The 15,733-nt window shown below is 48.2% G+C and carries 16 protein-coding genes; 8 read left to right on the top strand and 8 right to left on the bottom strand.

Annotated features, from left to right (window positions below; translation table 11 throughout):
* Positions 1-101 precede the first annotated feature (101 nt).
* From EL633_RS15075 to EL633_RS15055, 5 genes are all read left to right on the top strand, one after another.
* Entirely contained in the window at positions 102-947 is an 846-nt protein-coding gene (locus tag EL633_RS15075; RefSeq protein ID WP_126627969.1) for a TIGR02452 family protein, read from the top strand.
* Positions 948-1,477: 530 nt separating this feature from the next.
* Complete coding sequence (locus EL633_RS15070; RefSeq protein WP_126627968.1) at positions 1,478-2,362, top strand: hypothetical protein; 885 nt, start codon at positions 1,478-1,480, stop codon at positions 2,360-2,362.
* A 208-nt stretch (positions 2,363-2,570) separates the two neighbouring features.
* Positions 2,571-2,807: an XRE family transcriptional regulator gene (locus EL633_RS15065; RefSeq protein WP_246039141.1), complete on the top strand. Its 237-nt coding sequence runs from the start codon at positions 2,571-2,573 to the stop codon at positions 2,805-2,807.
* Positions 2,808-2,944: 137 nt separating this feature from the next.
* Positions 2,945-3,361 (top strand): peptide deformylase, encoded by a 417-nt coding sequence (locus EL633_RS15060; protein ID WP_218027494.1) that lies wholly within the window; start codon positions 2,945-2,947, stop codon positions 3,359-3,361.
* Complete coding sequence (locus EL633_RS15055) at positions 3,345-3,887, top strand: hypothetical protein (protein ID WP_126627967.1); 543 nt, start codon at positions 3,345-3,347, stop codon at positions 3,885-3,887. The genes EL633_RS15060 and EL633_RS15055 overlap by 17 nt, the downstream gene beginning before the upstream one ends.
* A gap of 701 nt (positions 3,888-4,588) precedes the next feature.
* Here EL633_RS15055 and EL633_RS15050 read toward each other — a convergent pair.
* The 7 genes from EL633_RS15050 to EL633_RS15020 all read right to left on the bottom strand — a co-directional run bounded on the left by EL633_RS15050 (position 4,589) and on the right by EL633_RS15020 (position 11,763).
* On the bottom strand, positions 4,589-5,068 hold the full coding sequence (locus tag EL633_RS15050; protein ID WP_161982164.1) for an SRPBCC family protein: 480 nt from the start codon (positions 5,066-5,068) through the stop codon (positions 4,589-4,591).
* A gap of 72 nt (positions 5,069-5,140) precedes the next feature.
* On the bottom strand, positions 5,141-5,464 hold the full coding sequence (locus tag EL633_RS15045; protein ID WP_126627966.1) for an ArsR/SmtB family transcription factor: 324 nt from the start codon (positions 5,462-5,464) through the stop codon (positions 5,141-5,143).
* Positions 5,457-5,873 (bottom strand): SRPBCC domain-containing protein, encoded by a 417-nt coding sequence (locus tag EL633_RS15040; protein ID WP_126627965.1) that lies wholly within the window; start codon positions 5,871-5,873, stop codon positions 5,457-5,459. Before EL633_RS15040 ends, EL633_RS15045 begins: the two co-directional genes overlap by 8 nt.
* Positions 5,874-6,191: 318 nt before the next feature.
* Positions 6,192-7,928 carry a HEAT repeat domain-containing protein gene (locus EL633_RS15035; RefSeq protein WP_161982163.1) on the bottom strand — a complete coding sequence of 579 codons (1,737 nt, stop codon included), beginning with the start codon at positions 7,926-7,928 and terminating at the stop codon, positions 6,192-6,194.
* 450 nt (positions 7,929-8,378) lie between these two features.
* Positions 8,379-9,170 carry an alpha/beta fold hydrolase gene (locus EL633_RS15030; RefSeq protein ID WP_126627963.1) on the bottom strand — a complete coding sequence of 264 codons (792 nt, stop codon included), beginning with the start codon at positions 9,168-9,170 and terminating at the stop codon, positions 8,379-8,381.
* A gap of 177 nt (positions 9,171-9,347) precedes the next feature.
* Positions 9,348-10,487, bottom strand: a complete 1,140-nt coding sequence (locus tag EL633_RS15025; RefSeq protein ID WP_126627962.1) for a hypothetical protein — start codon at positions 10,485-10,487, stop codon at positions 9,348-9,350.
* A gap of 160 nt (positions 10,488-10,647) precedes the next feature.
* Positions 10,648-11,763, bottom strand: coding sequence for a DUF6585 family protein (locus EL633_RS15020; RefSeq protein ID WP_126627961.1), 1,116 nt, complete (start codon positions 11,761-11,763; stop codon positions 10,648-10,650).
* A 172-nt stretch (positions 11,764-11,935) separates the two neighbouring features.
* On the opposite strand from EL633_RS15020, the gene EL633_RS15015 reads away from it, so the two are divergent.
* Positions 11,936-12,919: a hypothetical protein gene (locus EL633_RS15015; RefSeq protein ID WP_126627960.1), complete on the top strand. Its 984-nt coding sequence runs from the start codon at positions 11,936-11,938 to the stop codon at positions 12,917-12,919.
* A gap of 538 nt (positions 12,920-13,457) precedes the next feature.
* On the opposite strand, the gene EL633_RS15010 is transcribed toward EL633_RS15015, so the two are convergent.
* The gene (locus tag EL633_RS15010) at positions 13,458-13,682 is read right to left on the bottom strand and encodes a hypothetical protein (RefSeq protein WP_126627959.1); all 225 of its coding nucleotides are present in this window, start codon (positions 13,680-13,682) and stop codon (positions 13,458-13,460) included.
* A gap of 168 nt (positions 13,683-13,850) precedes the next feature.
* Here EL633_RS15010 and EL633_RS15005 point away from each other — a divergent pair, with 168 nt between their 5' ends.
* Positions 13,851-14,807 (top strand): aminoglycoside phosphotransferase family protein, encoded by a 957-nt coding sequence (locus tag EL633_RS15005; RefSeq protein ID WP_246039140.1) that lies wholly within the window; start codon positions 13,851-13,853, stop codon positions 14,805-14,807.
* Positions 14,808-15,271: 464 nt separating this feature from the next.
* A complete protein-coding gene (locus EL633_RS15000) occupies positions 15,272-15,658 on the top strand; it encodes a DUF1398 domain-containing protein (protein ID WP_126627958.1) in 387 nt (128 codons plus the stop codon).
* The last annotated feature ends 75 nt before the right edge of the window (positions 15,659-15,733 follow it).

The following is a 15,733-nucleotide window of genomic DNA, read 5'->3' as shown; positions in this document are numbered from 1 at the left end:
CTGATTTTCCCCATTGACAGGGCTATAGATCTCGTTCTACCATTTTTGGTAGTCATTCATTGTCTACATCACACGTGCAGATGCACAGGGAGAAGGGTATAATGGACACCAAAGCTATTGCTCAAGGAACGGTGGCTGCGCTCAAACAAGGTCAGTACACGACCCCAGAGGGCAACACTATCGATCTCACAAGCCTGCTTGCCGCCTGCCTGAGTGGCACGCAGTCGTATGATCCTCACGATCTCGAGCGTCTGCGTGAGCGCGTACTGGCTCAGCCAGTCAACCAGCAAACCACCTCATTGGCCATCGTGAATGAAACGACCCTCCAGGGATGTGCCCGACTGATTGCCAGCCAGCAATACCGGCGTATTGGTGTCTTAAATTTTGCCTCGGCCAAAAACCCTGGTGGTGGCTTTTTACGCGGAGCGAGGGCACAGGAGGAGAGCCTGGCCCGCAGTTCTGCCCTCTATTTCAGCTTACGCCAATGCCCAGAACACTATGCCTTTCATCGAGCGCAGGACACCTGCCTCTATTCTGATCGCATGATTTACAGTCCAGCATGCCCCGTATTCCGTGATGACGCGGGTCAGTGGTTGGCACAGCCGTATGTCATTGATATCATTACCAGCCCTGCGCCCAATGCAGGGGTCGTACTGCAGAACGAGCCAGATCATCGTCTGCACATTGTCCCCACCCTCACCGAACGTGCCAGCAAAATCCTCGCTCTGGCTGCGGCTCACCAGTGCGATACCTTAATACTCGGTGCCTGGGGATGTGGAGTCTTCCAAAACGATCCTCGCACCGTGGCTCGTATCTTCCATGACTATCTCGGCCCATGCGGTCTGTACAGCCATTGCTTCCGCCACGTGCTTTTTTCGGTCTATGACCGCGCGCATCCGCCGAAAACCTTTGAAGTCTTTGCCAGACAATTTGCCAATCTGGCCTGATCCTTAGGAAACACACGCTTCCGTTTTCTAATCAGAACCCCCTTCCCATATTTTGCAGTCAGAGACACCTTCAGATTGAAACATACACATTGGAAAGCTGTTACGACCGATGAAGTGGACCGTGATGACTATCTGCTGGAAAAAGCAGATGAGGGACGCATACGCAAAGAGCAACGCAAGCGAATCCTGTGCATCTGGGATGGAAGCGTGCTGGAGAAAGCGAAAAGCTCGAAGGGCTCTGCCCGGTTGTCTCAAGTAAAGCGAAGAGGTGACAGCGAACCAGGCGAGGGGTCGTTCCCAACTTTCAGGCCATACAACACGGAATGAACGCTCCGGGCACGCAACGTCTAGCTACCTCGACAGCTACGTTAGAAGCCTAAGTACCAGAGTCCTGCCAGTTTTCCAGTTTCCAACGGATTTGGTAGAATAGCCAAACAAAATATATGGAGCGAATGCTGTAGGTACTTCTCTATTGATGAAGACTGCGCTGAACGTTCATATATAGAAATTTGAGAATAGAGGTATAGTGCATGTCTATTCATGTTCCATCTACGAATATGCCCCCTCGATCACCTGCTCAGAGTACGAGCCGTAGTACCATTGCCACGGCAGTGCGGCTCGTACTTATCGCATTTATTACGCTAGGATTGCCGGTGCTTTATGCCCTGAGTGCCATCCCCTATATGTCTGCTGGCTATGATTTGAGTAAAGCACAATTGAACGTTACCGGGGCACCGGGGGCATACATTCTTTTTACCCTCTCGCTTTCAAGTGCCGTCTCTGGCCATTGGAGCACCAGTGGTATTACTGCTCAACTACAAGGCATCAATCAAAAATTGACCGTCATTCCTGCCAGAGAACAAGATTGGAGTGACTCCATCGAGGGGAAGGCGAATACGACTCGCATCGATGGAGCCTTGCTTCTTCCTTCTTCGGTGAGCGAAACAAAAGATCTCATCGGTACAGTTACTGGTGCCATCGATTATCCCAGAGCGTCGTCCTTCAACGATTTTCAGACTTCTACCATTCCAATCTCTGTGTCCTTACATATCAAGCTCATTTCGGGACAGGAAATGTTTTTCCAAAGCGGGCGCGCCTTGCTCTATGGCGTTGGCATTCTGGGAACACTCTTACTCGGAGGTTTTTTCTTGCTCTTGCGTCTCTATAACCGTGTGACAAAAATGTCACCCTTGCTTGCAAGCGTGCAAGGGTTCAAATCATGGCAGGGGGTAATCTATCTTTACCAGTTCTATCTTCTCGTTATTCTAGGTACCTCTTTCTTCATCTCTCTCGATACGCCTGCACCCAAAAATGAAGTATTCTTGCTGGCTACAATCATGGCGGCTGCCGCATTCCTTGCTGTACTGATATATATCATAGGCATGTATCGGACGATACAGCAGACAGCACGCTAGAGGATGTCGACCCAACGCTTCTTCCTGTCAAGCACCTGTGAAGGAAAGCCCCCCACGCTATCGAACCCTCGGCCTGTAGAGGCAACATCCTTAAGCTGTTGTCTCTACAGTTAATGTTCCGCATCCTCACCGCATACATTATTTGACCCCACCAGTACGTGAACCCCAGATACCAGAACCCTCTACAGGAGGGATCAGAAGGAAATACATGTCAGTTTCGTGTCGTCTTCGTCTCTTGCTCGCTCAACTGAATGTTGAACGTGCGAAAAGTGGGCAGCTTACCATCAGTTTGCGTCGCATTGCTCAGGAGAGTGAAATTGCTCAAAGTGTTCTGGTTTCGCTTCATACCGGACGCAGCCAGCGCGTTGATTATGCAACCATCGACCGGCTCCTCCCTCACCTACCTCAATCATTTTTATCCGGTGCATATCGACAATTTGTTTAGCTGGGAAATGACACAGGAAACGACACTACCAGCGGCAATCCTGATGTGATAATACAATAAAATGAAAGCCGAAAAAGTATGAGCATCCGAAACCGTCGCTCCCATGGAGATCCTATTTACGCCAGAAGGCAAAAAAAATGCATCGTTTTGATGCCTCGCTTCCTCAACTCGTCCAGGATATGTTTGAGACCATGCAGGCTAATGATGGGGTTGGATTGGCGGCTCCGCAGATCGGTCTTTCTCTACGCTTGTTCGTAGTCGAAGGGATGGAGAGAGAAACGAACACGCCTTTCAAACTTGCGATGGCGAACCCAGAAATTGTAAACGGAGTCAATGTACGGAGAGCAGCCCGCGTTGTGGTAAAAGGACAGGATATTCATGGCAAGCCCCTGCGTGTCAGTGCTCATGGATATTATGCCTGGGCGTTGCAGCACGAGATCGATCATCTGAACGGCGTCCTCTACCTGGATCATCTGGATCATCCTGAAGATTTGAGGGAGATCCATGAAGATAATGCTGTGGAAGAAAAGGTTTCTGTTGAAAAGAAAAAATAGCCCTCAAAGCTTTCTCAAGTATCCAGGCACTCATACCGCCAAGGGCATCACCCTTCAATGCATTGAAATCTGTAAATATTGGCAACTGGCCGCGAAAGAAGGCCTGAATCGTTTCTTGCACCAGCGCCGCCATGATCAGCCCCAGGATATACCAGTGGAGATGGCGGCGGAGCGCAGGGACAAGAGAGAGGATCAGCATCCCAATGACAAAAAAGAAGATGGTATGTCCAACAAAGTGATCATGCGCATTGTGGAAAACCTGGCGGAAAGGAACACCAAACGTCGGCCAGACCTCACTCAACCAATCAAATGGGAACCAGAGAATGCCGAGCAGGGAAAGTACGATCCAACCGTAACGCAAGCCAAACAACGTCCAGCGCCGCCATGGGCGCTGATGATTGCTATCCTTGAACATAGATATCCCATTCTTATTTATGATAATAATCGTTCCACACATACGGATGAAACAGAATGCCAGAGTAACACAGCTTCATTGCCAGTGCACATACCCGTGTGTCACCTCTAGCTTACTCCAGTGCGTGCCATCTCGCACGCCAATCTCTTTGATCACACACGTAGACTGATATTTATTTCTGAAAGATGGCTCGTCATCTACACTTTTGCTTGTTTCATTGCAATCTCTATCGTAGCATTTTTCGTATGACCTGAATTATGAGCGAGAGTATAAGAACCGCAAATATAATCATCAGCATACTCAGAGGCAAGAAAGTGAAGAACTGGTTCCCATCATTGATAGCTTTACCTTTATAAAAGTTCGCGATACAACCGATAATAACTATTACAGCAGTCGCGATAAACCATATAAATTTCCCCTTTTCCAATTTCTCCAATTTCTTTTTTTCCAATTTTTCTTTTTTTAGAGCATGCCTTTTTCTTTTATTCATAGAATGCCTCTCCAAATTGGAATACGAATTTTTTATCCCCTGGATATTTCATACGCCTTTTTACGCTTGTTGTCCAGCCTTTTTACTCATATCTTTGTGAGATGGAGATGTTTCTGGCAAGTTCTAGACGCATATCAGGTGAATTACCTTCTTGCGACAGTGCAGTCAAGCACTGGAAAGCTCTGGGGAACGATGGAGACGGGAAGAAAGGATCACAACAAAAGATCAAGGATCGGCGTGAGCACGTGGTTCGTTAGTGAGATAAAGAAAGGCAGCTGAAGGCGTAGCTGATGCATCAGCTACACCTCTTTTGCTGTCTGAATTAGGGTACTTCTGGTTCCTTGGGGTGGGCATCGGCAATTAGATGTAAGATGACGTTGTGTTCAAGGAACGCTTTGAGTCCTGCAAGGAGGAACGTGAAGCCTTGGGTTGCATCAATAGCCTGTTTGACACCTTCATCATTTCCGCTGAAGCCAGTGTTGGTGATACGGACAAACGTGGTGTTGTCTTTCCGCGCGGTAAAGATCCACTCGACCAGATTCGAGGTGCCATAGCCAGGCCATTCAATGAGAATGCGCTTCTGCTCTTCAATGGCGAGCACTGTTACCTGGATGGAGATATCATACATCTCCCAATCCCACTGGACCCGACGGCCTTGTTCCAAATTGCCACTGCCCCTGGTAAACCAGAATTTGGAGGTGATTGCTGGGTCAATAAATGCCCTGAAGACTTCGGCGACCGGACGACGAATAAGCGTGGCCGTTTCCGCAACTGGCATCTGTGTAAGTTGGAGGTTGCTCATCGATGGATTCCTTTCAATATATTCGCGTTGGGGTCTCTGTTTTCGCTTTCCAGCATAGGCAGCTGAAACCCCTCACAATTCGTCGTTTTCGATAAGGTCCTTTAAGCGCTGCAAACGCTCGTTCCATTGCTGATTGATGGCTTCGATCCACACGCTGGCTGACTGGAGAGAAGTAGGATCGAACACATACTGTTTCTCGCGCCCTGACGTTTGCACCTGCGCCAGTCCTGCCTGGACAAGCAGATCGAGATGTTTCATAATTCCCTGGCGACTGATAGGAAATTCGCGTGCAAGCTGCGTTGCCGTCTTGGGACTGCTTCGGGCCAGCGTCGTCAACAAGCGCCGCCGATTCCCATCTGCGAGGGCGGTAAACACGCGATCTTCGTTCTCAATCATGATGACCTGCCAGGATATAGGCAGTAAGATTGCTCAGCACTTTTTCCCATCCCTGGATATTCCCTTTGAAATAGCTCTCTCGCATTTCTTCGGGCAGCGCTTCAAAACCTTGCTCCGTGACAGTGAGACGGGTCCCTTCAGGCACTGTCTCCAGGGTAAAAATCACCAACGTCTGCGCCGGGTGAGAAAGGGCAATTTGCCCGTGAAAACCAAAGCGATCCACTGGCTCGATGATGGCGATCGAACCTTTCGCCCCACGATCAAAGGTCACGGCCTCCCCAATGGCAAAACGTTCAAAGTGGATCGGTTGAAACCACTTCGCAATATGCTCAGGCATCGTAATTGCTCGCCAGACTCGCGAACGCTCTGCCTGAATGACGATACTCTGTGTGATCACGACTGCTTCCATAAGGAGCTCCTTTCTAGTGCAACCATTTAGTTGCAGATTTATTGTAACAGAGATGATCACATTTTGCAACCAATTAGTTGCAGATTACAGAAGACTTTTTGACCATAATGCGAAGATGGGACTTTGTTAAGGTCTTCGTCAAAGTACGCTCGTCAAGCATCTACAACGATACGGGTAAAGTTCAATAGAACTATAGGAAATTCAGAGCTTCGTACCTGTAGAGAACCAGTTTCTTGCAGTGTTCCGTCAGCTTGTACAACCACTTTGTCAGTAGAATCACAATCGCCTCCTATGAGACAAAAATAAGCTGACTATAGCTTATTCCCGATGCTCATCCGTAGCAGTACGTCGCGCAAAAGTTTCAAGCGCCCCGCGTGCAGCTTCGCGCACACTTGCTGATTCTGGATCATCGAGCAAACGCTGGAGCTTCTCAATGGTTGGCTCAAGACCATGTGGTGCCATCTGACTCGACCCAATGATCGCCCACATGCGAACTTCCCAAGAGGGACTGTCCAGGGCTTGATCAAACCACGAGAGCAGATTAGGGTGGGTACTGCGTAGCGCGGCCAGAGCCTGCGCGATCTGGATGTCTTGCAATGGCTCCAGTAGCGGTCCCACCTGTCCGGTACAGAGCGTTTCTACGAGCTCGGGCACGAGTTGTGGAAGTAGTTCAGGGTGGGTCTCATAGAGAGTTGCGGCTACACCCTGGCGCACCGATATATCGCTTGCATGGAGTTCTGCCAGCAAAGGCTCTGAGGGTGCTTGTTCGCCTAATTCCCCGAGAACTGCAAGGGCATAATCGACACGAAAGCTCGTACGAAGATTGGCAACGAGGATATCTATCCCCTCCTGCCGTCCTTGTCTGGCGATGAGACCTGCAAGCTCTACATTCTCACCTTCGAGGTGGGGCAATAACCTCTCTACCGGGACAGGTATATCGAAAGAGCTAAGCACCTTGGCTGCTTGGCGACGCGTCTCTATATCTTCAGTATCCAGAGCGATCAATACAGATTCGATGGGAATATACCGACTTAAAGGGACGTCATCGCCTAAAAAGGCCAGTGCGTACAACGCCGCTCGGCGTGCTTGAGGCAAAGGGTCAGACAGCAAGGCATGCAGTTCTGTAAATGGCGCGTTCTCGCCCAACATCGCAATCATCCCTGCTGCCATATATCCTACCGGCCACCACGCATCCTTGAGCAGGTGCAGCAGTTCTTCAATAGGAAGGCGCTGGACAATCGCATTTCTCACAGCACCAAGTGGTGTACGTAACCAGACCAGGGCGTTCTCGCGTGCCCATTCATGGTCTGCATGCAGCCAGCCCACAATGATCGAGAGAGCCTCCGGGTCACCAGCACTGGCCAGCACTTTCGTTGCCTCACGCTGAATTAATTGATCGGTGTCATCAAGCAATGCACGTAGCTCGGTTTGTGGCATCCGTTCGCCCGATTTGGCAAGTGCCCAGATGGCTTCCAGGCGCACGCTTTGCTCTGGATCATGCAGTGCCTCGATCAACGGCTCAAGAGGGATGCGCTGCTCTTCCACATTCCCAAGTAATCTGGCTGCCGCGACGCGAATATGAGCATTCCTACTCTGCAGCATAGTGAGGAGTGTCTCGACAGGCACGTGCTCCCCCAGGAGACCAATCAGATAGGTTGCTGCCGCGCATAGTCCTTGCTCTGGCACATCTAACGCCTCCAGCACCATGGCAACGGGAGCCCGCGTCCCAAGCGCATAGAGGACGGCCTCGCGCACCTCTGCATCCGGATCGGTGAGATGCGGATGCAGGGCCTCCTGCGGAGCATGTGCTCCGACATCTACCAGTGCCCATTTTGCGGCAGATCGAACCCGCTTATTGGGATCCTGCATCGCCAGGAACAATGGCTCGAGCGGGACATATTCACGCCACTCACGCAAAATGTTTGCCGCGGCCACCCGCAGAGGTATCGTATCAAGCTGCATCATGCAAATAAACGACTCGAGCGAGACCTGTTCTCCTGGTTCTCCAAGTTGGCGCAGCGCCTCTGCCGCTTTCCTGCGTCTTTCTGATCTCAAGGAGTAAAGCTCTTGAGCCAAATGTTCAATGTGATGATGTGACAAGAACAATTTCCCTTCCAACAATGCAGCGCTAGATACACGCTCTAGATATCTCGATGCATAAAAATATGTGCAATACATTATATAATCAAAGTCCGATGGCCTGTTAAGTACGTTTGCGAGAAGGGCATCGAGGGGTATTGCTACGCGTTCTTTTTCGGGAGGAATATGTCGGAGAAAGGAAGATACTGATGGAAGCACGATGACGCTGGATACCTATTCCCATGTCCTACCATGCTTGCAAGCGCAGGCCGTCACGCGGCTGAACGGTCTCTTCACGACCGCAGCATCTGGACACGAACCCTGTTACAGCCATGAGCTGAAAAAAGGCAATCATCGAGGTGCAAAAAATGAAAGAGCTCGCATGGAAGCGGGCAATAACAGGCAATGTGCTCAATTGGGACTGCCTCATCCAAGGAAGAACGCTCTCAATACGGGGGCGAGAATGTCGTTAGCGAGGCCGTGGCCTTGCCCTTCCAGGGTTCGCAACTGCGCATGAGGGATCGTTTTCGAGAGCGTTTGCGCGGTCTCATACATAAAGGGATAGCTTGCGCCACCGTTCATGACCAGCGTTGGCACACGCACCTGCGCGGCTCGTTCGATAGGCACCGCCCCATCATTGCCTAAAATGGCAGTGTGATCATAGGCAAGCGTTGGCGCTATCGCCTCAAGTGAGGGCCAGGCCGGTGAATGACGCATGGCTTCAATCTGATCAATTGGCGTCCCAACTAACTCCATGAACAGCGCCACGGCATCGCCACGACGATCTGCTGCTAACAGCACTGTCAGGTGTTGGATGTATGCTCTCCATGCAAGCTTCGCCTCACTCGCATCATTGTAAGGAGCCTCATACATGGTAAGCTTCTTGACCTTCTCACCAAGCGTTGCGGCTGCTTCAAGAGCAAGAGCGGCCCCCGAGGAATGACCATACAGGTACACCGATCCGCCAGCCTCGTCAATCAATACCTCAATGTCCTCAATTTCACGCATGACGGCATATGGCCTGATATCTCCGCTGTCACCTCGCCCTCGACGGTCATAGTTATAGACCGTAAAATATGGCGCAAGAAGTTTGGCGAGTTCCGGACCAGACCAGGATAATCGGGAGCAAAGTGCTCCAGCCACCAGGATAAGTGCGGGTCCCTGCCCTGACTGATCGAATGCAATGGGAGTGCCATCTTTAGAAATGACTGTTCTCATGGTGTGTCCTCTCTTGTGGATCAACTGCTGTTTCCCTCTTGTACATAAAAACAGTGTAGCACTCTGGCCTGAAAAAACTTCTCGGATCTTGCTCTTCATAACCTGAGGGAGCAGGCTGGGGACAACAGAGGTCAAACTAACTGAGAATATCCTGTAGAGTCGAGGGCCACGCCACCATCACGTGTCAGAGACTTCCCTCGTGGTGCTAATCGATATGAGCTGGTCATATCGACCAATCCGGCATTGCAGCGCGATCCTTGCAGTGTGCGCATGGTACAGCATGCGCCAGCCTTCTGTTTTTAGCGCAATAAAGCGGTGGGCCGCGGCAAACGCTTCTTCGGGGGTCGCAAATCCAACGTTTTCTTCTTTCTCAAAATAGATACCTGAGATATCGCGGAATTGCACCCCGGCTAGCCATCCTTTCTGCCACGTCTCTATCAGTTGGACATAGACTTTATGAAAATTGACTCGCGTCGCCTGTTTCGCCTGATAAAGTTGCCCTTGACCCATCTGCTTTTGCCACACAAAGTCGCTATGATTAATCCGTAAAGGAGGCCTGGCTGGCACGGATGGCACACTACCACGCGTGATGACCATGGAATCCTGGGGGTCAATCTTTCCAAGTTGTTGAACAAGGCTACGCACGCTCTCTTCCTCAGCACAGAATGCAAGCAGCGTTTCCAGGGCATGCTCTGGGGTGAGGAATAGTTGATCGGCTGCTAGCTCAAATGTCACACTCTGCGTCTTCGAAAAACATATAATGGCTTCCCACCCTTTTCCATAAACATGTGCCAATCGCAGATTAATAGTCGCCTCTGCCACGCGCCTACGTTCCCAGGATCGATAAGCAGCCTCGGTATTGGTGAGATGATACAGAGTAAAAATGATCCTGTTCACTTCCAGCACCGAAGGAGAAAAATAACGCTCTGGATCCACGTCGGCTGGCCTGGGTGGGGCATGATGGAAGATTTGTCGAGCTTGTTTCTGCTCTTTCATCTCTTTGAACGCTTCATATACACGGTGTTCCCTGGCAAGAAATTCTTCGGTTACCAGAAACGCAATCTCTGAAGTGGGAAAAAGAGCTTCAGAGGAAAGCTTCAGTTGAATGGTAAAACGTCCATTCAAGCGTATCACTCCCCACCATCCTTTATCAGAAACATACTCGAGAAAGAGGTCAATCTTCATCTCTCCAAGCACACGCGGTTCGCGTGCCTGGTACACAATATAATCCTTGCCCTGAGCAACCTGGGTAAAGGCACAATCATGAATATAAATATGAGGCTGCTCGACGTCCTTGTTTTCCTGGGTTTCATCCATAAAAGTAAATATACTCACTTCTTGCTTTACTACAATATGTGTATTGTACCTTTATCACATCCATTCATACAACCATCAGTTTACGTATCAACCAATTATGTTTATAAATAAGGTGAGAGCCAAATTGAGATATCATCGTCCTGATACTATTCTCATTCTTCTAGCCAATCTGCACCTTATTTACTACATGCTCATCGAATGCCTGCTTTACTGCACTTCGCTCATGAATATACCCACTGATCACAAGCGTATCGCCATTCGTCAGGTAGATATGGCAAAATGGAAGCAAAAAAGCTGGCATAGACTTGTGGTAGATGATCTTCTCAATCTGCTCCCAGCGTACAACTTCAAATGAACCACCCTCAATATAAACAAAGCCATCTGTATAGAGATGGAGCCGTAGAAAGCGTGCATAGAAGCGTGGCATAAATAGTAAAGAGAGAATAAACAAGACCCAAAAAAGTGCTGTCGTATTTGAAGCCAGAAATGAAGGGAGAAAACGAAAATGAAAAAATCCTTCAATAAACAGGGAAGGAAAAGCAAGCAAGAGCAGATAGTGAATTGGCAGGCCAACAGCCTTCCTGCGCAAAATTCCCTTAAAACCACCATGGTATGTTGCCACTACTCCACCCAAACGATACTCTTCTCGAAGTCTGAGGGCTTCCTCTGGCGTCTCATTCTCGATTAACCTCTTCTTTTTCTGAACATGATCATATTTCTCTTGCTCTCTGACCGTCTGGTGACTCACCAGATGTTCAAATTGTACCTCTAAGGTTTCTCGCCCCTCTGGACGCTTAATCAATCGGGCTTTGAGCTCGATTTCTTGTGCGAGTGTTTCTAAGTGGTCAATCAATTGGCCCAAGATCACTTGCTCTTTATTGGTCAGGTAGACGATACAGCGTTCCTGGTTCGAAGAAACCCATTCAATGTCTTCCCAACGTACAATCTTATACATGCTTTTATGATGGAAAATAAAACCAGCCGAGCAAATATAAACCGTCGCCCTGTGAAGCAGCAGAACAGGAATAATAAAGATGAGAGCAGCTAAAAGCATAATTGACAGAATAATACCATAGAAAGGAATATTAGAAACAGTAAAAGTAAAAGGAGTCTGCGTATATACAACAATAATAACAATGACATAAGTAACGGCTATTGCCCACCCAAGTGATTTCAACCGTGGTCGTTTCGTCGTGCGATACACCCTGATCGGCTCGCCCAGTGTATATGTTGCTGCTAATTGATAGACTTCATACGGCAAATGCCTCGATATCATCTGTATTGGATCCTTCCACAAATTATCTCAATAATAATAACGCATTGGCGGAGAAAAATTATCGATGACGAAAAAAGGTTGCAAAAGGCAGAAGAATCATTTATACTCTAATATAGATACGTTTGTTTGTAACAATGCGCCAGCTCTAGCGCATCCCCAAAGAGCATCCTCAATGATCATTCAGTGTCATCATCTCCGCGAATTAGCCATTATTCAAGACAATTGCTGCTTCCATTGTCATGTCCTGGCTGGCTGTGTAGGTCACGATTTACCTGATGGGCACCAGGCGGTCTTCTGTTGTGCTTATAGAGCCAATTTTACGACAGAAGAAGTAGAAGCGATCCTGGCGAAAATCCCGGAATGGCAAGCACAAGAACCGCCAGGCGAGCTCACATATACGGCGGCGCTCACGATTCCCGAACGCTTTCGCCCTGTCTATCAGGCCATCCAACAGCTTGAAAGTGATGAACGATGCCTTGCTGCACTCATGAGTGAGAGCAGCTTTCGAGAAAACCCATCCAGTATGTATGCCATCGTCATTGTCGACCCATCTTACTCATCTCGTAACAGACACCGCATGAGAATAGAGGATATCACACTTACTCTTATTTTTTTATCACTGGAAAAGTTTAAAAGTGTAATATACGATGAAATTGAGCAGCATGATCGCCACTTGAAGCTCTCAATAACAAGAAGCCTGATTATCTTTGATAAAAAGGGTTCGATCCGTGCGATGCAAGAGAAGGCTCGACGCCTCCAACGTCACACAGTCTCCCCCGAAGATCTCTACCACATCAAATCTAAAGCACTGTACTTTCATGATATCGTGAAACACCAGATACAAAGCAAGCCAACACAAGCGCTCCTCTTCATGCATACCTATCTACAGAACCTACTCATGTTCCATTATCAATTACAACGAAGATGGTGGCCGGGACAACTTCAGTTGGCCGAAGACCTGCGGCACTGGAACCATGAACTGGCCAACCTGATAGATACTTTTGTGACAATCGGTGATGTTGAGATGAAATTTCAGCACTGGTCTGCCATCATTGACTATATCTTGCAGCCGTTTGGTGGCCACACCATCACAATTCCAGATACCTATATTCGTACTGATCGCCAGTACGACCTCTCACAATTACTCAGCAAATAAAAAATATGCCTGCTTTGCTATCAAGGAGAAAGCAGGCATATTTTACAATACATCGCTTTTGATTGAGAACACGATAAGGAGACTTAGTATTGGAAGACAGATACGAATGGAATCTGCGTCTTCAAGATATGCTGGAACAAACAGTGAAAAACGCATATCAAGGGACTTGGGAATAGAAGATAACCCACATATCCATCCAGGATTCCGCTAGCGCTAAAAGGGCCTGATATCCACTTTATGAGCTCCTCTTCTCGCACAAAAATGATAGCAAAACAGATGTTGATGAGCATATGTAGAACAGGTCTACCACTGGCCCATCTATGGTAGACCTAGTTCATTTTCGTAAAGCGTCCAAACACAAAACATCAGAAGTATTCTATTTACTTGCTTAAAGCTCCTACCCTCCAAAAGCGTGCACAATTAATTGTACCCGTCATAAGTGTCTGCCCATTAGCCTTGAATGCTACTTTCTCAATATACGTCTAAGCATGTAACCAGAGTGGTCCCGTAAGTAAACCGGATCGATCAAAATACATCACTACTTGCTTGCTTTCTCTTTTTTCTTGTTGTTAAAAAAGTTCAGGATAAGGAACATTGGAATCCAGACAATGACAACACCCACTGTTATGAATGCAGAGTTACCAAGTGCTCTCTGTATTGAATATCCAAACGCTACATTAATCACAGTTTGCACACCAAAAAGGAGGATTCCTAGAATAGGGGCAACAAATACGACTCTTTTCCAATTATTTCCAACTTTCATTCTTTTCATCCTTGAAGTCTACTTATACTCATTTATCTATATCACGTTTTTGGAAGAATGAGGACTCATCTCAAAATTCAAAAAGTTGAAAGTTGGCATCAATGCTTAAGCCCAAGGTCCAGCTGCATAAACTCAGGCAACATACAATCCATATGATAAACTATCATTATGGATAAAGCTGATCATAGACGTAGTATGGTTATACCTGAGCGAGTTCGACTGCGGGCCGAACAATCAAGCGCCCAGACAAGACAGTGGCTGAAAGACCTGCCTGATCTTATTGTCGAACTTGAACACGAATGGGAGCTGAGTATTGGCCAACCGCTTTCCGGAGGATCTTCGGCATACGTCGCACCCGTAAAAACTGCAAGCGGCAATGCTATCATAAAGATAGCGATGCCGAGACCAGACGGCTTTCAGCAAGAGATAGACACGATTATCCGGACAAATGGCCACGGCTATGTTCGCGTGTTCCAGTTTGACTACGAGCGACGTGCCTTGCTTCTAGAGCCGCTCGGACTATCCATGCAAGAGAGGAAATTGGAACCTGAGCAGGCCATACGATTGCTGTGCAAGCTCCTTCAACAAGCATGGCTTGTGCCATCTGGTGTGGATCAGACGATGAATGCCCAGGAGTACAAAGCGCAGACATTGGCTCAGCTCATAAGCGAACTATGGGTCAAACTTGAACGGCCATGCTCTGAGGAAATTATCGCTCAGGCCCTGGAGTTCGCGTCCCGGCGCATAGATGCTTTTGACCGCGAACGATGTGTCGTCGTCCATGGAGACCCCCATCCAGCGAACGCCCTTCAGGTACTTACCCCACGTGCTGGAACTGAAGCGGGCTATGTCTTTGTTGATCCAGAAAGCTTCCTCTGCGAGCCAGAATATGACCTTGGGGTAGTCATGCGTGACTGGAATGAGGAGTTGCTTGCAGCAGCCGATCCTCTTCCTTTAGCCCACCAATATTGCAAGCTCCTTGCCAGGGAATCTGGCCTCGAGGAAGCCGCTATCTGGGAATGGGGCTTTATCGAGCGCGTATCCACTGGTTTATATATTTGCGCCTATGGTTCACGCGAGCATGGTCAGCCATTTTTCAACACCGCACAACGCTTGCTGGGATAGTACTACACGCGTGGAACATCCCCAAGACGCAGCGCATCCAGCATCTTCAATATTTTGTACAAATCGGCACTTGCTTGAGCATATTCGCTTGACTCAAAAAGAGTAGTCGCAAATGGGTACTTAACATCATTGACAATACCTCAATAAAACCGTCTACCAGCATCTATTTTGAGCTCAAAATCGCGACCAAAGTCTATCAAACAACACAAAAATCAAACAACATCTACCCTGATTGATGTACCGTTGCTGTCAAAATTAACGGCTGCAAATGATAGAGGAGCTGGATGTTTTCCAGATTTTAGAGATAGCTGAACCAGTCAAATAAATGACCAGTATCTGAAAATATCTCTCAACCGAACGATGTTGAGACATCTCATCATCAAGAACAGGTAGAAGCTTTTCGGCGTCTGGCTCCACAATGCTTCTATTGCGCATCCATAGTGCGGCGGCTTATACTATCCATTATGTTTACTCTAGCACAAATGAATGAACTCCACGATCGCCTTGGCAACGCGGAAACGCTTCAGATCTACTTACAGGCGCTGAATGCAATTGGAGTAGATACATTTAGTTCATTCATAACTGATGGGCATTCTGAATTCTTGGGGAAAGATGGTCAAAAAGTCGTCTCTCCCCCAGCGCATGAGATACTCACCGTTGCCACCACGAGCAATCGAGAGAAATTCATGGAACATCTTGACCGACATCTCCAGGGGAAAACAAACTACCTGGAAATGTCAAAGGGTCTAGCCGAGAGCGGCATAGCAAAATGGACGTTTGATACCAACCGCATGATGGTGACATACTACGACAAAGCTGACAATGAAATGCTTGCTGAAGAAGTGAAGTAGGATCGTGTTCCCAACCAATTGCGCAACGAGTAAGGTGAAGAGCTACTCATTGCGCAATCTGTGGGTGTCAGCGAT

Origin of the sequence: Dictyobacter alpinus (genome assembly GCF_003967575.1) — a bacterium.
Lineage (GTDB): Bacteria > Chloroflexota > Ktedonobacteria > Ktedonobacterales > Ktedonobacteraceae > Dictyobacter > Dictyobacter alpinus.
This window is presented reverse-complemented; position numbering and strand designations above follow the sequence as displayed.